21 protein-coding genes and 1 tRNA gene are annotated in these 19,946 nt (G+C 67.8%); 9 read left to right on the top strand and 13 right to left on the bottom strand.

The annotated features are described in order from the left end of the window. The first annotated feature begins 153 nt into the window (after nucleotides 1-153). Complete coding sequence (locus DT074_RS05495; RefSeq protein ID WP_119418815.1) at nucleotides 154-630, top strand: Dps family protein; 477 nt, start codon at nucleotides 154-156, stop codon at nucleotides 628-630. Nucleotides 631-669: 39 nt separating this feature from the next. Here the strand turns inward: DT074_RS05495 and DT074_RS28420 are convergent, their stop codons facing one another. The 8 genes from DT074_RS28420 to DT074_RS05450 all read right to left on the bottom strand — a co-directional run bounded on the left by DT074_RS28420 (nucleotide 670) and on the right by DT074_RS05450 (nucleotide 8,275). Further along, entirely contained in the window at nucleotides 670-1,179 is a 510-nt protein-coding gene (locus tag DT074_RS28420) for a UGSC family (seleno)protein (RefSeq protein ID WP_368744441.1), read from the bottom strand. A gap of 13 nt (nucleotides 1,180-1,192) precedes the next feature. After that, nucleotides 1,193-2,647: a thioredoxin family protein gene (locus DT074_RS05480; protein WP_119418868.1), complete on the bottom strand. Its 1,455-nt coding sequence runs from the start codon at nucleotides 2,645-2,647 to the stop codon at nucleotides 1,193-1,195. Between the two features lie 47 nt (nucleotides 2,648-2,694). Next, on the bottom strand, nucleotides 2,695-3,543 hold the full coding sequence (locus tag DT074_RS05475; protein ID WP_119418812.1) for a GNAT family N-acetyltransferase: 849 nt from the start codon (nucleotides 3,541-3,543) through the stop codon (nucleotides 2,695-2,697). Further along, the gene (locus DT074_RS05470; protein ID WP_119418811.1) at nucleotides 3,540-4,382 is read right to left on the bottom strand and encodes an ABC transporter permease; all 843 of its coding nucleotides are present in this window, start codon (nucleotides 4,380-4,382) and stop codon (nucleotides 3,540-3,542) included. Before DT074_RS05470 ends, DT074_RS05475 begins: the two co-directional genes overlap by 4 nt. A 1-nt stretch (nucleotide 4,383) precedes the next feature. Next, complete coding sequence (locus DT074_RS05465) at nucleotides 4,384-5,319, bottom strand: ABC transporter permease (RefSeq protein WP_119418810.1); 936 nt, start codon at nucleotides 5,317-5,319, stop codon at nucleotides 4,384-4,386. Further along, complete coding sequence (locus DT074_RS05460) at nucleotides 5,319-6,608, bottom strand: ABC transporter substrate-binding protein (RefSeq protein WP_119418809.1); 1,290 nt, start codon at nucleotides 6,606-6,608, stop codon at nucleotides 5,319-5,321. Before DT074_RS05460 ends, DT074_RS05465 begins: the two co-directional genes overlap by 1 nt. Before the next feature lie 40 nt (nucleotides 6,609-6,648). Further along, a complete protein-coding gene (locus DT074_RS05455) occupies nucleotides 6,649-7,719 on the bottom strand; it encodes an ABC transporter ATP-binding protein (protein ID WP_119418808.1) in 1,071 nt (356 codons plus the stop codon). Nucleotides 7,720-7,885: 166 nt separating this feature from the next. Further along, complete coding sequence (locus tag DT074_RS05450) at nucleotides 7,886-8,275, bottom strand: hypothetical protein (protein WP_162914646.1); 390 nt, start codon at nucleotides 8,273-8,275, stop codon at nucleotides 7,886-7,888. 159 nt (nucleotides 8,276-8,434) lie between these two features. On the opposite strand from DT074_RS05450, the gene DT074_RS05445 reads away from it, so the two are divergent. The 3 genes from DT074_RS05445 to DT074_RS05435 all read left to right on the top strand — a co-directional run bounded on the left by DT074_RS05445 (nucleotide 8,435) and on the right by DT074_RS05435 (nucleotide 10,519). Then, the gene (locus tag DT074_RS05445; RefSeq protein ID WP_119418806.1) at nucleotides 8,435-9,274 is read left to right on the top strand and encodes an alpha/beta hydrolase; all 840 of its coding nucleotides are present in this window, start codon (nucleotides 8,435-8,437) and stop codon (nucleotides 9,272-9,274) included. A 127-nt stretch (nucleotides 9,275-9,401) separates the two neighbouring features. Beyond that, nucleotides 9,402-9,701: a hypothetical protein gene (locus DT074_RS05440; RefSeq protein ID WP_119418805.1), complete on the top strand. Its 300-nt coding sequence runs from the start codon at nucleotides 9,402-9,404 to the stop codon at nucleotides 9,699-9,701. 392 nt (nucleotides 9,702-10,093) lie between these two features. After that, the gene (locus tag DT074_RS05435) at nucleotides 10,094-10,519 is read left to right on the top strand and encodes a hypothetical protein (protein WP_162914645.1); all 426 of its coding nucleotides are present in this window, start codon (nucleotides 10,094-10,096) and stop codon (nucleotides 10,517-10,519) included. 44 nt (nucleotides 10,520-10,563) lie between these two features. On the opposite strand, the gene DT074_RS05430 is transcribed toward DT074_RS05435, so the two are convergent. The 3 genes from DT074_RS05430 to DT074_RS05420 all read right to left on the bottom strand — a co-directional run bounded on the left by DT074_RS05430 (nucleotide 10,564) and on the right by DT074_RS05420 (nucleotide 12,436). After that, entirely contained in the window at nucleotides 10,564-11,280 is a 717-nt protein-coding gene (locus tag DT074_RS05430; RefSeq protein ID WP_162914644.1) for a response regulator, read from the bottom strand. A gap of 94 nt (nucleotides 11,281-11,374) precedes the next feature. After that, nucleotides 11,375-12,244, bottom strand: a complete 870-nt coding sequence (locus DT074_RS05425; protein WP_368744439.1) for an MBL fold metallo-hydrolase — start codon at nucleotides 12,242-12,244, stop codon at nucleotides 11,375-11,377. A gap of 117 nt (nucleotides 12,245-12,361) precedes the next feature. Then, nucleotides 12,362-12,436: transfer RNA gene (locus DT074_RS05420), tRNA-Gly, on the bottom strand. Between the two features lie 221 nt (nucleotides 12,437-12,657). Between DT074_RS05420 and rpsU the strand changes: the two genes are divergently transcribed. Both rpsU and DT074_RS05410 read left to right on the top strand, forming a co-directional pair. Continuing rightward, nucleotides 12,658-12,864, top strand: a complete 207-nt coding sequence (gene rpsU / locus DT074_RS05415) for a 30S ribosomal protein S21 (RefSeq protein ID WP_119418801.1) — start codon at nucleotides 12,658-12,660, stop codon at nucleotides 12,862-12,864. Nucleotides 12,865-13,039: 175 nt separating this feature from the next. Further along, nucleotides 13,040-13,852 (top strand): metallophosphoesterase, encoded by an 813-nt coding sequence (locus tag DT074_RS05410; protein WP_119418800.1) that lies wholly within the window; start codon nucleotides 13,040-13,042, stop codon nucleotides 13,850-13,852. On the opposite strand, the gene DT074_RS05405 is transcribed toward DT074_RS05410, so the two are convergent. Further along, complete coding sequence (locus DT074_RS05405; RefSeq protein ID WP_119418799.1) at nucleotides 13,846-15,084, bottom strand: glycosyltransferase; 1,239 nt, start codon at nucleotides 15,082-15,084, stop codon at nucleotides 13,846-13,848. The genes DT074_RS05410 and DT074_RS05405 overlap by 7 nt on opposite strands. After that, on the bottom strand, nucleotides 15,084-16,280 hold the full coding sequence (locus DT074_RS05400; RefSeq protein ID WP_119418798.1) for a glycosyltransferase family 4 protein: 1,197 nt from the start codon (nucleotides 16,278-16,280) through the stop codon (nucleotides 15,084-15,086). The genes DT074_RS05405 and DT074_RS05400 overlap by 1 nt, the downstream gene beginning before the upstream one ends. 288 nt (nucleotides 16,281-16,568) lie before the next feature. On the opposite strand from DT074_RS05400, the gene DT074_RS05395 reads away from it, so the two are divergent. From DT074_RS05395 to DT074_RS05385, 3 genes are all read left to right on the top strand, one after another. After that, entirely contained in the window at nucleotides 16,569-17,162 is a 594-nt protein-coding gene (locus tag DT074_RS05395) for an XrtA/PEP-CTERM system exopolysaccharide export protein (protein WP_119418867.1), read from the top strand. 117 nt (nucleotides 17,163-17,279) lie between these two features. Next, entirely contained in the window at nucleotides 17,280-18,911 is a 1,632-nt protein-coding gene (locus tag DT074_RS05390) for an XrtA system polysaccharide chain length determinant (protein WP_119418797.1), read from the top strand. 4 nt (nucleotides 18,912-18,915) lie between these two features. After that, nucleotides 18,916-19,884 (top strand): XrtA-associated tyrosine autokinase, encoded by a 969-nt coding sequence (locus DT074_RS05385; protein WP_119418796.1) that lies wholly within the window; start codon nucleotides 18,916-18,918, stop codon nucleotides 19,882-19,884. Nucleotides 19,885-19,946: the final 62 nt, after the last annotated feature.

Below are 19,946 nucleotides of genomic sequence, written 5' to 3'. Positions count from 1 at the left end.
CGGTCGGATTCCAGCCTGAGTCTGTTGCCGCCTGGCCCTCACTGCTGATGGCGAGCCAAGGCGCGTTCGATCTTGATCCTGTCACATCGCCGCGCCCATCATGCGGCATCGGCGAGATTTTCCGACGCCCAAGCTCAAGAAGGGGATTGATCCATGAAAGCGCCCAGCATCGATATCGGCATCTCGGAGAAGGACCGGAAGAAGATTGCCGACGGCCTGTCGCATCTGCTCGCCGACACCTACACGCTGTATCTGAAGACGCACAACTTCCACTGGAATGTCACGGGACCGATGTTCAACACCCTGCATCTCATGTTCGAGACGCAGTACAACGAGCTCGCGCTGGCGGTGGATCTCGTCGCCGAGCGTATTCGCGCCCTCGGCTTTCCGGCGCCCGGCAGCTACTCGGCCTATGCCAAGCTGTCGACCGTGAAGGAAGCCAGCAGCGTGCCGGACGCGGAGGAGATGATCCGCATCCTGGCCAAGGACCAGGAAGCGGTTGCCCGCACCGCCCGCAAGGTATTCCCCCTTGCCGAGGAAGCGAACGACCAGCCGACCGCCGACCTGATCACCCAGCGCCTGCAGGTGCACGAGAAGACCGCGTGGATGCTGCGCGCGATGGTGAGCTGAAAGAAAACGAGGGCGCGCCGCCGGCGCGCCCTCGGGAACTCACGCCGTCACCAGCTTCAACAGCTTTTCAAACGCCCGATCGGCAAGGGCGCGCATCTCGTCGTCGGTGCGGTCCTGGATCGGATGCGGCACGAAGACCACGGCCGGCTCGAAGCCCAGCGACTGTGCCTGTGCCGCCGCCGCTTCGACGAACTCGGTGGAAGCCACGAAGCCGCCGGGAATGCCCCGCTCATCCAGGGCAAGGATGTCATGCAGACTGCACGACGTGCATGAGCCTCAATCGGCGAGGCCTTCGATGACGACGTCGACCTCGCTGGCGATCTTCTGGCCGAGATCGTTCGGCGCCGGCCGCGTGAAGGTCGGCTTCTTGTAGCGCTTCACGGCGACGCCGCGCGCCGAAAGCAGCGCCTCGACGCGGTCGAGGAAGATGTCGCCGCGCGCCTTCGAGATGTCGAGCAGACCGACGGTCAGCCCGTCGAGACTCCCCGGCGGTGCCCGCCGCGGCCGCTTCAGCGGCGACCGTTCGGATGTCGGATCCAACAGCTCCATTCGCTTCACCTCCTCATTCGGTAATTTCCCGCGTCACCGGCGAGCTGCCCATGGCGCCCGACGCGCCCCAGCCGGCGATGACGGCAGAGAACATGCCGGCCGAGCCGCCGGCCCGCACGATCAGCAGCCCGCCCTGGCGGAATTTCGGGATGCGCTTCTTGTCGGCAAGCGCTGTCGCCGGAATGCCTTCGGCGATGCCGCCGGCGCCGCGCACCATTTCCTCGGCCGGCAGCATCAAGAGCCGGTCCAGTTCCTGCCGCAGCCGGGCCTTGTTCCAGCCCGCTTCGCGGAAGGTGCGCTCATGCTCCGGCGAGACGACGAGGATGGCATCGCCGGACTGCGCGAGCTTCCAATGGTTCACGCTGCGCAAGGTCAGCGCAAAGCTGCGGGCGAGCGATTCCGGCGTGCGCGATTGCTGGTCCACGACGCCGTGCACGCCGTCGCCGGCGAACAGCGTCACCGTCGACGCGCCGGGTGCGAAGCCGCGCTCGACCGAGAGCGGCTCCCAGCAGCTCCCCTCCTCGTCCTCGGCGAAGCAGAAGGTGTATTTGCCGGGATGGCCGAGCGCCGAGCGGTCGACCTCCTGCGGCCGGCCGCCGCCGACATTGCGGATGACGAGCTGCAGCGCGCGGCCGATCGTGGCATTGGCGCGGTTGCCCTGGCCAAGCGCATTGCCGCGGGCGTTCATGCCGATGGCGCGCGCCTTCGGCCCGTTCACGATCACGATCGGGCCGCAGAACATCGTCGTCGCCAGCACGCCATGCATGGCGAAAGGCTCCATCAGCGCCGCTTCGACCGCGGCGATGACCACGGGCAGGTATTCCGGCTTGCAGCCCGCCATGACCGCGTTGACGGCGATCTTCTCCACCGTCACGGGCGCAAGATCCGGCGGCACGTTGCCGATCACCTCGGCCGGATCGCGCTTCGTGCCCTTCAGCATGCGGTGCACGCGGACCGGCGTCGGCGGGACGAGCGGCAGGCCGTCGGACCAGCCGCGGGCATGCATCGCCTCCGCTTCGTCCTCATGCTCGTCGATGTCGACGCGGCGCGCGGCGAACTTCACCTCTCCGTACTTGACCTCCAATTCGTCGATCACACCCGGCTCGACCGACTTGGAGCCGCAGCCAGGCCGCCAATCCGGCAGGCCTTCGCCGAGCGAATTCAGGCCGGTCAGCGCTCGCCATTCGTCGCGCTGCCAGCCGACCAGGCGGCCGACTTCGCGCCCGCCTTCCAGCTTGATCAGGGTCGGCACCGTCTCGATCCGCAAGCGGAACGAAGCTTCGAGCGCGCGGTCGTCGCGCACACCGGGCACGGTGGCGGGAAAGGTCGGATCGTCCTGGCTGAAAACCGTCAAGGGCTGCGTCGACCGGGCAAGCTCGGCCAGCACCGGCTCGACCAGCACGCAGGTCGGACAGTCGCGCTTGGCGACGACGACATAGCCTTCGCGGATGCCGGCGGTCGCGGACATCTTTTCCTCCCGATCCACTTCGGCGAAGCTTAGGCGATGGACAGCGATCAGCCCAGTTCGAAGGTGGTGACGCCGTAGAGGCCGGTGCGGTCGATCGCCGGCGCGGGGCCGGTATACATCCGCGCCGTCTCGAAGGCGGGCTTGAGGCCGGCGCCTTCCGCCAGCGCCACGGCGGCCGCGTTCGGCTCCGGCACGTCGAGAAAAACGGGGCCGTCCGCGGACCTTGCGGCGCAGAGGCCCTGGAACAAAGCTCCCGCGACGTCCCGGCTTTCCGCATAGAGCGGGCCAATCTTGTGACCCTCGCGGCACGGACGAACGATGCCGAGGCCGACAACGTCACCATTGCGAAGCGCTGCCAGTCCATGATGCCCCTGGGTGCCGATCCAGGCGGCAAGGAAGGCGTCGCGCGGCGCCGGGAAGAATCGGCGGTCGTATTGCGCGAGTGCCGTGAACGGAAGCGTGCGCGCGTCGACCAGCGTGACGCCCGGCGCGGCCGACTTGCCCGGCTGCGGCACGCCGCCGAACCGGACGTTTCGCCAGGCGAGGGTGAAGCCGGACTTGCGGTAGTTCGCCTGCTGCGCCGGAACGCCGTCGAGGCCGACATTGCGGCCGGCGAGATGCGCCATGCCGGCCTGCCAGAGCCGGTAGCCGAGCCCCTGCCCGCGCGCCTCCAGCGTCGCGATGTAGAAGCCGAGAAAGCCGAAATCGGCGCCGTAGCGCACCACCGAGATCGAGGCGACGGGCACGCCGTCCTTGAGGCCGACGAGGAAGCCGGCCGGATCGGCGACACGGAAGGCGAGCGCGTCGTTGAGGCCGGGATTCCACCCTTCGCTTGCCGCCCACTCGACCGCGAGGTCGAGCTCGGCGGCGCTCATCACGCGGGTCTTGTAGCTCATACGCCGCGGCCGGCATCGGAGCCGAGCCGGCGGCGCCGGCGCTCCACCATCGTATAGGCGAGCAGCGCGAGGCCGATCACCGCGAAGGACACCGCCGTCGTCACCGTGCCGAGCGCGTAGAGCACCGGCGTCGTCACGTTGGTGGTCATGCCGTAGATCTCGAGCGGCAGGGTGTTGAAGGTGCCGGCAGTGTAGAGCGAGCGGGCGAACTCGTCATAGGACAGGGTGAAGCCGAACAGGCCGACGCCGATCAGGCTGGGCAGGATGATCGGCACCACCACATGCATCACCGTCTGCCAGGCGCTGGCGCCGAGGTCCCGCGCGGCTTCCTCGTAGGCCGGGCTGAAGCGGTTGAACACCGCGAACATGATCAGCAGGCCGAAGGGCAGCGTCCAGGAGAGATGCGCGCCGAGCGCCGAGCTCCACCAGGCCGCCTCCAGGTCCAACAGGCGGAACAGCAATCCGATGCCGAGGCTGATCAGGATCGAGGGCACGATCAGGCTCGCCACTGCGAGATAGAAGACGAGGCCGGAGCCGAGGAAGCGGCGGCGGAAGGCGAGGCCGGCGAGGAAGGCGACCACCACCGTGATCACCATGACCACGAGGCCGAGCAGGATGGAGCGCTGGAACGAACCGGCGAAGTCGCCGACCATCTGCTTCTCGAACAGGTTGGCGAACCAGGTAAGCGAGGCGCCGTTCATCGGGAAGGTCAGGCCGCCATTCGGCCCCTGGAACGACAGCACGATGATGCTGGTGAGCGGGCCGTAGAGAAACAGCACGAACAGAGCGAAGAACGCCGCGAGCGGCCAGAACCCGGCATTGCGCCGCCGCGCGCGCATCTCAGAGCTCCTTCCTGACATCGACCAGCCGCATCATCACGGCAACGGTCAGCAGCACGAGCAGCAGCAGCACCACCGCATTGGCAGCCGCTGCCGGATACTGCAGCAGCGAGGTGGCGTTCAGCATCATCAGCCCGACCGAGGCCGACTGCCCGCCGCTCATCAGCCGCACGGTGACGAAATCGCCCATCACGATGGTGACGACGAAGATGGAGCCGATGGCGATGCCGGGCTTGCAGAGCGGCACGATGACGTTTCCCAGGATCTGCCAGCCATTGGCGCCGTTGTCCCGCGCCGCCTCGATCAGCGACCGGTCGATCCGCATCATCGAGTTGAAGATCGGCACGATCATGAACAGGGTGTAGAGGTGCACATAGGCGAGCACGACGGAGAAGTCGGAGAACAGCAGGAACTCGAGCGGCTTCTCGATCGCGCCGATACCGATCAGGCCTTTGTTGATGAGACCGTTCAGCCCGAGCGTCGGGATCCAAGAGATCATGCGGATGATGTTCGAGGTCCAGAACGGCACCGTGCAGACCAGGAACAGCGCCGTCTGCCAGGTCGCCGAGCGGACATGGAAGGCCAGGAAATAGGCGACCGGAAAGCCGACCACCAAGGTCACCGCCCAGGTGATGGCGGCGAAGGTCACGGTCTGGAGATAGGTCCCCCAGGTGACCGGACTGAACAGAAGCTCGTCATAATTGGTCAGGACGAATGCGGGAATGAGGCGCGCGGTATCGTAGTCCCAGAAGCTGACCATGACGATGATCAGGATCGGGAAGACCAGGAACAGCAGGAACACCACGACCAGCGGCGCCACCTGCAGATAGGGCGCAGATGACGAGCGGCGTGGCTTCGCCGCACTCGACGCCCCCCTCCCCTGCGCGGCAGAGGAGAGGGGTATCGCAACGGCGTCGGTTGGGACGCTTCGAGCCATCACGCGGCGATGAACTGGTTCCATTTCTGGACCATGTAGCGGTCCTCGTCCATGACAGCGTTCCAGCAGGCGACCGCACCCATACGGTCGTAGAATGAGCCGCCGTCGCGCACCGCGCCCGGCTTCTCCATCACCTTGCCCTGCGGGTTCTTGATCTCCGTCTTCGCCGGCTTGCCTTCCATCCAGTAGGCCCACTCGTCGGCACTCATATGCGCCTTGGCGGTATCGAGCACGGCCGAGTAATAGCCCTGGCGGTTGAGGAAGGCGCCGACCCAGCCGGAGAGATACCAGTTGATGTACTCGTACGCTGCGTCGAGCTCGAGGCCGGAAAGATGCTTGGCGAGGCCGAGCCCGCCGCCCCAGGCGCGATAGCCTTCCTTCAGCGGCTGGTAGACGCAGGGGATGCCCTTGGATCGCACCGCGGTGATCGCCGGCGACCACATCGACTGGATGATCACCTCGCCCGAGGCCATCAGGTTGACGCTCTCGTCGAAGGTCTTCCAGAAGGCGCGGAACTGGCCCGCCTTCTTGGTGTCGATCAGGAAGCCGATGGTCTTGTCGATCTCGGCCTTGGTCATGTTGCCCTTGTCGCCGTACTTCACGATGCCGGCGCTCTCGCAGATCATCGCGGCGTCCATGATCCCGATGGAGGGGATGTTCAGGATCGCGGTGCGGCCCTTGAACTTCGGATCCAGGATGTCCTTCCAGTTGGTGATCGGGCGGCCGACCAGGTCCGGGCGGATGCCGAGCGTGTCGGCGTTGTAGATGGTCGGGATCATGGTGAACCACTCGGTCTGCCCCTTGGCGAACTTCACCGAGTCCTTGCCCTCGACGAAGCTGACCGTGTTGGGGGCGGTGCCCTGGGCGACGACCGAATCCGGCTTCAGCTTGCCGGAAGTGAAGATCGGCACGATCTTGTCGAAGTACTTGATCTTCTTCACGTTCATCGGCTGCATGATGCCGGCCGGGAAGACCTTCTTGACCATCCAGTATTCGATATCGGCGATGTCGTAGGATTTCGGCTGGGTGACGGCGCGCTGCACGACGGCGTCGGAATCGAGCGCGGTCATCTGCAGAGTGATGCCGAGATCCTTTTTGCACTGCTCCGCGATCTCGTTGATGTTGGACACGCCGGTGCCGAACTGGCGCAAGGTCACGTTCTTGATGTTCTGCGCCCAGATGGTCGGGAAACCGGTCAGCGCGCCGCTGCCGGCCGCGGCGCCGGCCACAGCCGCGGCACCCTTCAGCAACTTGCGCCGGTTGAACCGTCTATCGGTGATCTTGCTCATGTTCCTGCCTCCTCTGGCTCTTGGCTGTTCGGGATGAAACTCAGCGCTCGATGACGTGCACGTCCTCGGGCGACCACGTGACCGCGACCGGATCGCCGGGCTCGACCGGCGCCGCGAAGAAGCTCTGCTCAGTGACGCTGACCGAAAGCGGCTCGAGCCCCGCGACATCGACGCCGAGTTGCACGGTGGGCCCGAAATACTCGACCGCGCGCGCCGTGCCGTGCAGCACAGTGCCGTTGCCGGCAGCGGCGCCGATCCGCATGCGATCGGCCCGCACCGCCACATGGATCGGCGAGCCGGAGGGCAGTCCCGGCGCCGCGGCGAGCGGCACGGCGACGCCGTTGGCGAGCACCACGCCGCTGCCGCCATTGACCTTCGCCGCCATCACGTTATGGCCGCCGATGAAGCGCGCGACGAAGGCAGTGGCCGGGCGATTGAACACGTCCCGCGGCGGCGCCGCCTGCTCGATCCGGCCGGCATTCATCAGCACAACGAGGTCGGCCAGCGCCATGGCCTCCTCCTGGCTGTGCGTCACATGGACGAAGCTGATGCCGAGCCGGCTCTGCAGGCTCTTCAGCTCCTCACGCATCTTCACGCGCAGGAACGGGTCGAGCGCCGAGAGCGGCTCGTCGAGCAGCAGCACTCGGGGATCGGTGATCAGGGCGCGGGCCAGCGCCACGCGCTGCTGCTGGCCGCCCGAGAGCTGCGCCGGCAGGCGGCCCGCAAACTGTTCCATGTGGACGCGGCGCAGCAGCTCCTGCGCGCGGGCGCGCCGCTCGGCCTTCGGCACGCCCTTCATCTTGAGCGAGAAGGCGACGTTGTCGGTGCAGTCGAGATGCGGAAACAGCGCATAGCTCTGGAACATCATCGCCGTGCCGCGCTTGGCCGGCGCAAGATCGGTAATGTTGTCGGCCCCGAGCAGGATGTCGCCCTCGGTCACCTCCTCGTGGCCGGCGACCATCCGCAGGGTCGTCGTCTTGCCGCAGCCCGAGGGCCCGAGCAGGCAGCAATAGGTGCCGGCCGGAATCCTGAGATCGACGCGATCGACCGCCAGCGTGTCGCCGTACCGCTTGCTGACGGATACCAGTTCGACGTCCGATCCTGCCGCCATCGCCACCCCGATTGCTCCGGGGCAAAGACAATGCAAGGCCGATGCCGATGCATCCGTAGGCAGACGTCAAACTGTAGCGTCAGCAAAGCGCGATCGGATCGCCCAAAAATTTGCCTTCTGCCCGCCCAAGCAGCAGATGTTGGGCGGCAGAGGCTAGCAGATCGGGCTAGTACAAGGCGACCTGGGCGGTGCGCAGCAGGTCGAGCGCCGTCTCGTGGAAACCGGCGGTCCAGGCTTCCCGCGCCTGATTCAGATACTGCGTCGCCTTGGCGCGCTTGGCCGGATCCGGCGAGCGGGCAATCTGGTCGGCCACTTCCTGATAATTCGGGAAGCGGATATCCGCGCCGCCGGCGGCGGGCCGCCCGAACTGGCGCCCCATATCGAGACAGAAGGTGCCCGGATCGTTGACCAGCGGCCCGCATGACGTGCCGGCATCCGGTGCGCGCAGGGCGGCCGGGCCGGTGGTCGTGGGGACGGCGGGATCGGCCGCCTCGGCGATGGCCGGCAGCGACAGCAACAAAGCCAGGACGGGACCGAAGGCTACGGGTCTGTGCAAGCGCCGCATCGCGAACCTCATCAGGTACGCCTCGACGAACATATGGGAGCGGCACCAAGCCGGTCGGAGGCCAGGGTGGCAGGCTTTCGTTAACAACTTCACATCCGAAACCCGGCCCCGACCGTAACAGCCATAACGCGAGATCTGCCTTCCGGTTGCATGCGTCACCTGTTCGCTCTTCTGCTCACTGGCCTTGTCGCTGCCTGCGCGCCGATCGCCGCACTCGATCTTCTGGTCCCGCGCGATGGCTATCAGCGCCAGATCGGCATCGCCTATGGCGAAGGCCCGCGCCGGCGGCTCGACATCTACCGGCCCGAAGCGGCCACCGGTCCGCGCCCGGTGGTGCTGTTCGTCTATGGCGGCTCCTGGAGCTCGGGCGAGCGCGCCCAGTACCGCTTCGTCGGCCAGGCGCTGGCGGCGCGCGGCTATGTCGCCGTGCTGCCGGATTACCGCCTCGACCCGGACGGTCGCTTCCCGGGTTTCGTCGAAGACGTCGCCGCGGCGGTGGCCTGGACGCATCGCCATGTCACGGCGCATGGCGGCGATCCGGCGCGGCTCTACCTGATGGGTCATTCCGCCGGCGCCTACAACATCGCCATGGTGGCGGCCGATCCGCGCTATCTCGCCGCGCATGGCCTGGACCGCAGCGTCGTCGCCGGCGCGATCGGCCTCGCCGGCCCCTACGACTTCCTGCCGCTCGACAGCGCGACGACGCGGCGCGTGTTCGGCCATGCCGAGGATCTGGCGGCGACCCAGCCGATCCGCCTTGTCGACGCGGCGACGCCGCCGATGCTGCTGCTGCACGGGGCGGAGGACGACACCGTCTATGCCCGCCACAGCCTTCGACTGGCCGAGCGGCTGCAGGCGCTGGGCGTCAAGGCCGAGGCGAAGCTCTATCCCGAAACCGGCCATATCGGCATCGTGCTGGCGCTGTCGCCGCTCGCGCGCGACGACCCGCCGGTCCTGAGCGACCTCGACCGCTTCATCGACGGCCAATAGACCCGCCCGTCGCCCGGCACGGCGCAACCGTCGCGTCCGGGCGGCGCTTCGTGCCATGCTCCGGCCGTCCTGTCGGGGAAACGCCGTGCCCGTTCCGCGTCGCCGACCTCGATTGCCCTGGCCTGCCGTGGCGGCAGCGGTTGCCGCTTTCGTCGCAATCTCGCCGCCGGGCGCCCGCGGCCATGGCGATGCCGAATGGATCGAGCGCGACCATTTGTGGCGCTGGTGCTGCGGGCCGGAGGATTGTCGCCGCGCCTTCCCCGGCGAAGTGCAGCGGGTCGAGAACGGCTACCTGATATCGCCTACCCAACAGCTGTTCCACGACGGCATGCGCGGCTTCTACTACCACCAGCACGACCACGACATCTGGCTCTGCATGCGGGGCGGCGCGGCGATCTGCCTGTTCGTGCCGGAAGAGATGAGCTAGCCACGGTCCGGTGGCGCATCCAGAGGGCCTATGGCTGCCTATGATTGCCTATGGGAGCCTGTGGCGTCCTATAGGCGCTAATGGCGGCCTATGATGTCCAATGATTGCCTATGGCGTCCTATGGGAACCTGCGCCGGGGAACGGCAAGCAGTTCCAAGCCACTGATTTGTCTGAGATTCCGCGTTCCTAATGATCCCCGGGCGCGGCATTGTCCGCGCGCCGCCGCACGGCCGGCGGATGGGGACGGGGTTTCACGGTATAAAAGAGCGAGGCCCGGTTGCCCAAGCTGCCGTTAGTATAATTGCAAATTATACAATTCTCAAGTTTGCCGTGACGCCCCCTTGTGTCTGGCGTTTTACGCGTCAGAGTGAGCCGGCAGGAGCGGGTGAGTGATGCCCCAGGCAGTTGGTGCAGGTTGGCTGGTGCAGGAACACGACAAGGTCGTGTCCTATCGCATCGACCTCGACCGCCGGATGGTGGTGGTCACCTATGCGGGCGCCATCGGCCTGAACGATATCCGCGGCATCCAGGCGCTGTCGCGTCAGGATCCGACCTTCGATCCGAGCTTCACCGTGCTGTATGACGGCCTGCGCGCCGACTTCAACGGCCTGAGCACGGACGACCTGAAGAAGATCGCCAGCAACACGCCGATGCAGCCGAGCGCCCGGCGCGCCTTCGTCGTCAACTCCGCCGTCAATTACGGCATCTCGCGGATGTTCGCCGCGCTCAGCGAGGCGGCGGGCTCGGGCTTTTCCTACGCCTTGTTCGACAACCTGCCGGATGCGATCCGCTGGCTGACCGAGGCGGAGCGGAGTTAGGCAGCCCGCCCCTCCCTGCCCCTGCGCGCCGGCCTTCGGCGGGGCTATGCCTCTTCCAGCCAGCGGTTGGCGCTGTCGAAGTCGTAGAAGACTCCGACCTGGCCATGCGCCCCGTCGGCGTCGTTGAGCGACTGGAACTGGCGCACGACGTCGTAGTTGCGCAGGCCGCTGACCACGAAGGCGCGCCGCGCGCCCGGTGAGAAGGGCGCGTTCGCCGCGACCTCGGCGATCCGATGCCTCTGGATCTGGATCGAAGTGGCGGCGCGGTAATCGGCCAGCAACCGGAAGGCCGGATCGAATTCCGGGTCGGCGCTCAGCCGGCGCTGCATCTCCAGGATCTCGTCGACCCGGAGCGCGCCGCGGCCATAGAGGAACACGATGCGGCGCTCGGCATCGATCTGATAGGAGACGCCGCGCCGGCGATCCACGATCGAACGCAGCGCCGCATGGTCGAACGGCTTGACCAGAAGCGGCAGGCCTTCGAATTCCGGCCCCATGACGGTGGGGTTCGGATAGGCGGTGGTCAGCACGACCGGCGTGCCGAGCTCGCCGAGCCGGATCACCACCGGGCCTGAGGTCTCGCGGTTGAGATGCACGTCGACGAAGGCGATATCCGGCTTTTCCCGCGCGAGCAACGCCAGCGCCGCGGCGACCGACGGCGCCGGCCCGAGCACGCGCCAGCCGGCATCCTCGATCGTCAGGGCGATGTCCATGCCGATCAGCGGCTCGTCTTCGACCACCAGGGCAACGGGTTGCTCCAACGATCCGCCTCCGGTCGGTCCGACCCGGCTGTGCCTGCTTGGCGCAAGTATAGCGGCCGGTGCCCGGCCCCGCACAGCGACCAGGGATTGTCGCTCAGAAGCGCGGCGCGAACCGATCGCCCTTGGCGTCGATGTGGCAGACGAACGGCGCGCCGAAATGCGCCGGCAGCAGCAGCGCGCCGGAACCCGCGCATTGCTCCAGAATCCGCCGGCGGCTGATGCGTGCATTGGCGGCGTCGGCGCAGGCGAAGCTGTTCCATTCCGGGTGATAGACCTGCACGCCGTGATGCAGGATGTCGCCGCAGAAAGTGGCGCGGGCGCCCTTGGCGGCGAGGTTGATCGCGATCGTGCCGGGCGTATGGCCGGGCGCCGGATCGTAGGAGAGGTATTCGTCGAGCGCGCCGGCGCCGGTCACCATCTGCGCCAGGCCCGCCTCCACCACCGGCAGCACGCTGTCGCGGAACGAGCCGCCATTGACCGGCCCGGTCCGCGGGTCGCGGTCGAGCGCCAGGTAATGCTCGTAATCCTCCCGGCTGAACACGTATTTCGCGTTCGGGAAGGTTGGCACCCACTTGCCGTTCTCCAGCCGCGTGTTCCAGCCGATGTGATCGACATGCAGATGGGTGCACATCACCAGGTCGATCTGCTCCGGCCTGACCCCGGCGGCGGCGAGGCGCTCCAGATAGGGCGTCCGCATCAGGTGCCACATGGGCCGGTGCGCGCGCGGCTTGTCGTTGCCGACGCAGGTATCGATCAGAATGTTCTTGGCGCCGATCTTGAGCAGCCAGCTGTGCACGCTGAGCTTCAGCATGCCGGTGGCGGGGTCGTAGTGGTCGCTGACCATCCAATCGCGATGCTCGTGCACCACTTCGGGCCGCCAATCGGGGAAGAACCGCGCCGCATCGAAGTTCGGCTCGTAGGATTCCTCGATCCGCGTCGCGGTCAGGTTCCCGATCGTGAACATGCCCATCGCTTCCTCCCGCAGGTAGCTTCGCGGATGCCGCCACAGCTCTATCGCCGCCGCACGGCTGCGGAGGCCGCCGCAGCGGTCCTTGTAAACTATTCTACTAATGGAGAAATCTGGAGCGGGCGAAGGGATTCGAACCCTCGACCCCAACCTTGGCAAGGTTGTGCTCTACCCCTGAGCTACGCCCGCGCTCCGAAGAGCCGGGGATAATACGCAGGGCGTCTTGCCTTGCAAGCGCAATCCTGAGCCCGGCACGCCGCCCTTCGCGCCCCGATCCCCCGCCAGGGCACGGTGACCAATGGTGGATTTCCGCCGGCCGGGCTTCACAATGCCGGTTCCGCGTGCTATTGCCCCGCGCCAAGCCCCTATAGGCGGACCCGTCCCCGGACACCGAAGCACAAGGAGCCACGGTGCAAGTTCTCGTTCGCGACAACAATGTCGATCAGGCGCTGCGCGCCCTGAAGAAGAAGATGCAGCGCGAAGGCATCTTCCGCGAGATGAAGCTTCGCAACGCCTATGAGAAGCCGTCCGAGCGCCGCGCCCGCGAGAGGGCGGAGGCAATCCGTCGCGCCCGCAAGCTGGCCCGCAAGCGCGCCCAGCGCGAAGGCCTGATCTGAGCAACCGCCCGGTGGCGCGCCGGGCTTCGGCGCGCACCGGATAGCAGATCGGCCCGGCCCCCGTTTCCGGCCTGCGGCCATGTGACCAGCGTCACCGAGCCCCGACCCGAGCCGCCCGGCACCCGCCGCGGCGGCTGTTCCTTGCCGGCGCACGCTCTATGGTTAACGCTGCGCCATGACCACCATCGAAATCCGCCACTCGCCCTGGATCGAGCTGCCCGGCATCGCCATGCCGGAAGGCGAGCTGGTGGTCGCCATCGGCGATGTACACGGCATGGTGGACCAGGCGGAGATGCTGCTGCGCGCGGTGGAGCGCGACTTGGCCGCACATGGCCGCGGCACCTGCCTCTGGCTCGGCGACTATGTCGACCGCGGCAACGACAGCCTGGCGGTGCTCGATCTGGTGCGCCGGCCGCTTTCGCTGCGCGAGGTGGAGACGGTCTGCCTGCTCGGCAATCACGAGGCGCTGCTGCTCGATTGCATCGAGCCGCCGGGCCGGCTCGGCGAGTCGGTCGCGGTCTGGGTCTCGAATGGCGGCGCGGCCACCATGGACAGCCTGGGCCTGCCGCGCCGCGCTGCGCGCGACAGCGATCTGCCGACCCAATTGATCAGCGCACTGGGGCCGGACCGGCTGACCTTCCTGCGCGGCCTGCCGCGCATGCACCGGCTGGGCGATCTGTTCTTCGTGCATGCGGGGATCGATCCGGCGCTGGCACTGGACCAGCAGGATCCCGACACCCTGCTGTGGATCCGCGACCGCTTCCTTAGCCATCGCGAGACGATGCCGGAACAGGTTCTGGTGGTGCATGGCCATACCATCGAGGACCCGGCGATCCGATGCGGCGATGCGCTGTGGCGCGCCGCGCCGCCGCGGCCGACCCGGGTCGGGCTCGACGGCGGCTGCTTCGCCACCGGCATCCTGACCGCGGCCGAGTTCCTGGACGGGCGCGCACGCCTGGTGCACGCCTTCGGCGCGCCCGCCTATTGAGCTTTCTGCACCTGCGGTTGGCGGGCGAGGATCGATCGGAACAGGTCGAGCTGGCCCTGCGTGGTGTCGTCCCAGCTGAACTGCTCGGCATAGGCGCGCGTCGCCCGCCGGTCCGGCAAACGCGCCAGCAGGCGGCGCACGCCGCGCGCGACGCCCGCAGCCGATCGCTCGTCCATCAGCTCGCCCGCCTCCGGCGCCTCGATCACTTCCGGCGTGCCCCAGACGTTGGAGGCCAGAACCGGCGTGCCGCAGGCCATGGCCTCCAGCAGCACGTTGGCCCAGCCTTCGCGGCTTGACGCCAGCACCAGAAGATCCGCCGCCTCGTAGACTTCGCGCAATTGCCGGTGGGCGAGGCGGCCGAGGAAGCGCACGCGGTCCGCGACCTGCAGGCGCTCGGCCTGGGCGCGCAGGGACCGCTCCTCCGGCCCGTCGCCGGCGATCAGCAGGTCGGTGTCGGGCAACTCCGGCAGCGCCGCGATGACGAGGTCATGCCCCTTGCGCTCGATCAGGTGGCCGACCGAGACCAGCGCGGTGCGCCGGAGGCCGAGCGCGGCACGCGCCGCCGCGCGGTCCGCCGGCCGGAACATGGCGAGGTCGACGCCGTTTCGGAGCACGCGGATCTTGTCCGGCGCGGCGCCGAGCTCGACCAGCCGGTCCTTCAGCGCGCGGCAGACGGTGATGATGCCGTCGGCGCGCGCCGCCGCCTCGACGATCAAGCGGCGCGGGCCCGGATAGGCCGGGATCAGGTTGATGTCGGTGCCGCGCGCAGTGATGGTGAGCGGTTTGCCGAGTTCGTCGGCGAGCCAGGCCGCGGCGACGCCGTCGGGGTAGAAGTAATGCGCGTCGATCAGGTCGAATTCCCAGCCGCCGGCCATCAGCCGCCGCACGGTGCGGTGCGCCGCGCGGTACAGCGTGTGCGGCGTCAGGCGCATGCCGAGCTTCGGCACCACCAGATAGCGCGGATGCACGACCTCGATGCCGTGGCGCCGCTCCGCCGCCGGCGCCAGGCGCGCCTTGGTGTATTCCGGAGGCAGCGGCACCCAGGGTGGCATCATGGGCGGCACCCAGGGTACCGGCGCGACCACCCGCGCCGTGGCCTGGCCGCTCGCCAGCAGGTGGCGCAGACGGTTCTCCACGAAGACCCCATGCGTCGGATCGCCGGCATGCGGGAACAGCGTGGAAAAGGTGAGCAGCCGGAGCGGCCGTCCCTCGGACCGCGGAGAATGCAGCATCAGGGCCGCGCTCCGACCTGACTGCCGATCGCCGCGCCGGCACGCCGGGCCAGCAGCTGCTCCGCCAGCCGGGTCACCCGTTCCGCATTGTGGTGCCAGGTGAGGCCCCGTCGTTCGATGGTGGCATGCGCCGCCCGGCCCAGGCGGTCGCGCAGGGCTTCGTCGCGGATCAGGCGCAGCAGGCCATCGCGGAAACTCTGGTCGCTCGCCGGATCGAATAGCAGGCCGTTCTCGCCGTCATCCAGCACCTCGCGGATATTGGGCGTGTCGGGCGCGATCACCGCACGGCCCAGCGCCAGATACTCGAACAGCTTGAGCGGCGAGGCATAGGCCACGACATGCGGCTGCAGGGCGATGTCGAAGGCGGCGACATAGTCCGGGATCTCGCTGCGCGGCACCACGCCCGGGAAGCTGACCCGGTCGGCGAGGCCGAGACGGCGCGCCTGCTCTTCCAGCGCGGCGCGCACGGTGCCATCCCCGACCAGCAGGAAATGCACGTTGCCGGGACATTCGGGGCTCGCCATCACCTCCAGCACGCGGTCGACCCGGTGCCAGTCGCGGACGAAGCCGGTGAAGCCGAGCACGATGCGGCCGGAAAGGCCGAGCCGCGCCTTGGCCGCGGCGCCGTCGACCGGGCGGGCGAAGGCGGCGGGATCGACCCCGTTGGGGATCACCACGACCGGAATCGAGGCACCTGCCTCGGCCCGCACCATTTCTGCCAGCACCTGTGTCACCGGGAGCACAGTATCGGCCGAGGCCCAGGCCTTGCGCTCGGTCCAGCGCGCCAGGGCCGGCAGGCCGAGCCCGCCGAAGGCCGCGCGCTCGTGCACGAGCGGCGCGTTCACCTCCAGCAGAAGCGGCAGGCGCCGGCGCCGCGCCAGCCACACGCCGGCCAGGGTGTAGAGGTTGTAGCGCTCGTAGATGATGTCCGGCCGGAACCCTTCGGCCGCCGATTTGAGGCGCCGGTAGTCGATGAAATTGTAAGCGAATTCAAGGAGTTCGTAGATCTGCCGCGGCAGCCAGCGCTTCAGGCTGGCGACCAGGCCGGCATCGGCGCCGAAATCCGCCCCCTCGGTCGCCGGCGGCGCCACGACGCGGATCTCGTGCCCGAGCGCGCGCAGCGCCGCCAGCAGCTCCTCGATATGGACGGCCTGTCCGTCGCGCGAGCGAGTGCGGTGGTGATAGAGGATGCGCATAAGGTCCCGTTCGGCGGAGGCCCTGTCCGTATGACCAGACGGGCGAAACGCACAAGGAATATTTTCGGTCACGTTTCGGAAGGGTTTATTGGTGCAAGACGAAGGGCGAATGACAGCCGGATTCCATTGTGCTAGTAGCTCCGGCGATACTTGTTGCGCCGCGCCGCGTGAACGCTTTCCGGTCCGAACCGGGGGACGCGGTCCTCGCCGAGCGCGGTAACGGCCGGCCCAGAGGGGGTTTCCAACGTGCGACTGCCGTCACTGCAATGTCTCTCGATCGCGGGCATGATGATTGGGCTCGTGATCGGGTTGCCCGCATGCTCAAGCTATCCGGACATCGCCACCTCGCCGATCACTGCCGCGAAGCAGATCCCGACGCCGGACTATCTGATCGGACCGGGCGATTCGCTCAATATCTTCGTCTGGCGCAACCCGGAGCTGTCGGCCAGCGTGCCGGTGCGCCCGGACGGCAAGATCTCGACGCCGCTGATCGAGGACGTGCAGGCCGCTGGCAAGCGCCCCTCCGAGCTCGGCCGCGACCTGGAGAACCAGCTCAAGCAATATGTGCAGGAGCCGGTGGTCACAGTGATCGTCAACGGCTTCGTCGGGCCGTTCAGCCAGCAGGTGCGGGTGGTCGGCGAGGCGGCGGCGCCCCAGGCCATTCCCTATCGCGAGAACATGTCGGTGCTGGACGTCATGATCCAGGTGGGCGGGCTGACGCCGTTCGCCGCCGGCAACCGGGCCGTCCTGGTCCGCAAGGAAGGCGGGCAGGACACCTACTACCAGGTCGCCCTCGACGATCTGTTGAAGGACGGCAAGGTGCAGGCCAATGCCCCGGTGCTGCCCGGCGACATCCTGATCATCCCGCAATCCTGGTTCTGACCCGACAGGAATCCCCGCCAGGCGAACGCATTAAGTGTTTGTTCTGGTTTCCGTCTCTAGTCTCCGGCCAATCTCGGGCCGGAGCTGGCCCGATCGCCACCTCGGAGCGCCGCCGGGATGAATAGTATCGCCGAGCTGCTGCCGGAACTGCTGGCCTATGCGCGGGGCGCGTGGAAGCGGCGCTGGATCGCGCTGGCGCTTGCCTGGCTGATCTGCCTGGTCGGCTGGGCGGTGGTGGCGGTGCTGCCGAACAATTACTCGGCCAGTACGCGCGTCTATGTGGACACCGATTCACTGCTGGCGCCGCTGCTCAAGGGCCTGACCGTCGAGCCGAACCTGGCGCAGCAGGTCCAGGTGATGCAGCGTACCCTGCTGACCCGGCCAAATGTCGAGCGGGTGATCCGCATGGCGGATCTGGACCTGAAGGCGCGCAACCAGCAGGAGCACGATGCGCTGGTCGAGAGCCTGAGCAGCCGGATCGAGATCCTGGGCGACCGCGGCGCGCGCAACCTGTTCGCGATCAACTACAGCAGCAGCGACGCCGCCGAAGCGCTGCGCGTCGTCCAGTCGCTGCTGACCATCTTCGTCGAGTCCAATGTCGGCGACAGCCGGCGCGAGATGGAGCAGGCGCAGGCCTTCCTGAACCGGCAGATCGCCGATTACGAACGGCAGCTGCAGGAGGCCGAGCGGCGCCTGTCGGAGTTCAAGCAGGAGAATATCGGCAAGCTGCCGCAGGAGGGCACCGCCTATCAGGCGCTCGGCAGCGCCGAGGTGCAGGTGCAGGCGGCGCGGCGCGAGCTCGGCGAGGCGCAGATCCGCCTGGAGGCGATCCAGCGTCAGCTTCGCGAGACCTCGCCGACCCTTGCGGTGGAAAGCGCGCCGGTGGTGATGATCGACCGCGGCCGGCAGCTTTCGTCCGAGGAGGAGACGCTGTCGTCGCGCCTGAAGGAGCTGCAGACCTCTCTCGACAGCTTGACGCTGCGCTTCACCGACAAGCATCCCGACGTGGCGCAGACGCGCCGGCAGATCGCCAGCGTCCAGGCCGATCTCGACGCGGCGCGCAAGCGCGCCGAGGAGGAGGGACGCAACCGTCCCGCCGGCTCACCCGGCTCGACCCGGGCACGCAGCACGGTGTCCAATCCGGTTTACGAGCAGCTGCGCATCCGCCAGGGCGATGCCGAGGCCAATCTGGAGCTGGCGCAGCGGCGGTTGAGCGAGGCGGAAGCGCTCTACAAGCAGCGCGTCGCCGATACCTCGCAGGCGGCGGCGCTCGAGGCGCGGCAGGCCAACCTCAACCGCGACTACGGCGTGATCAAGAAGCAGTACGACGAGCTGCTGGCACGCCGCGAATCGGCGCGGCTGGCACAGGCCAAGGACGACCGGCGCGACACCTCGCTGTCGTTCCGCATCGTCGAGCCGCCGACCCAGCCGAGCAAGCCTTCCGGTCCGCCGCGGCTTCTCTATGCCAGCATGATCCTGGTGGCAGGCCTTGCTGCCGGTGCCGCACTCGCCGTGCTGCTGACCCTGCTCGATGACTCGATGGCGACCATCGCCAAGGTCCGGCGCACCTTCGCCTATCCGGTGCTCGGCGCGGTTTCGCGGCTGACCACCAGCGTGGAGCGGCGGCAAAAGGCGATGGCGATCGTGGGCTTCGCGGCGGTGACCGGCGCGCTGGTCGTCATCTATGGCGGCGTGATGGTGGCGACGCCGAAATTCCCCCTCAGCCCCAGCATGCTTGGATTTTTGTGACGCCATGGCCGACGACGCGCCCCTCAATCTGATGCAACGCGCGGCCGAGAAGCTGAAGGCGCTCGGCAGCCAGGGCGCGCCCGCGCAGGGCGTTTCCAGTCCGGCCGCCCCCGGCCAGAGCCAGGGCGCACCGATCCAGCCGGCGCCGGCCGCGCCGGCGCGCGCCGCCGAACCGGTTGCCGCACCGCCGCAGGCGACGCCGCTGCGCCGCAAGGAGAGCCAGCAGGCCTCGATCGACATCAACCGCCTGATCCTCGCCGGCATGGTGTCGCCGCGTGGCGACAAGACGCTGATCTCCGAGGAATACCGCATCCTGAAGCGGCCGCTGCTGCTGAAGGCCTTCTCCGAGGAGGGGCGGACCGAGGACGCGCACGTGATCATGGTGACGAGCTCGCTGCCCGGCGAAGGCAAGACCTTCACCGCCATCAACCTCGCCATGAGCATCGCCTCCGAGTCGGACCTCAACGTCCTGCTGGTCGACGGCGACGTGATGAACCCCTCGATCCTGCCCCGGCTCGGCGTCGAGGCGAAGCTCGGCCTGACCGACCTTCTGGGCGACTCGCAGCTCGATCTCTCGGATGTGCTCATGCGCTGCGAGAACGTGCCGAATCTCACCTTGCTGCCGGCCGGCACGCCGACGCCGCGCGCGACCGAACTGCTTGCCAGCCACCGCATGGGCTCATTGATGACCGACCTCGCCAAGCGCTATACAGACCGCGTGATCGTGATCGACACGCCGCCGGTGCTCGCCACCAGCGAGCCTTCGGTGATGGCGCTGCATGTCGGGCAGATCCTGCTCGTCGTCGAGGCCGAGAAGACCAGCCAAAGCGCGATCGAAGCGTCGTTGCGCCAGTTGACCCGCTGCCCGAACATAAGTCTGATGCTCAACAAGGCGAGTTCAGCCTCGAGCTCGGAGCAGTTCGGCGGGTACGGCAGCTACGGCTACGGTGCCTACGCGCAACGGAGAAACTAGAAAGCGGAGCGAACCTGCGTGGAGCTCGGGGGAGCTGTCGGGGACAGACGGAGGAGAGCCTG

Source organism: Desertibaculum subflavum (assembly GCA_003576705.1).
Classification (GTDB): Bacteria; Pseudomonadota; Alphaproteobacteria; order Ferrovibrionales; family Ferrovibrionaceae; genus Desertibaculum; species Desertibaculum subflavum.
The sequence above is the reverse complement of the archived record's forward strand: the minus strand, read 5'-3'. Positions and strand labels throughout refer to the sequence as shown.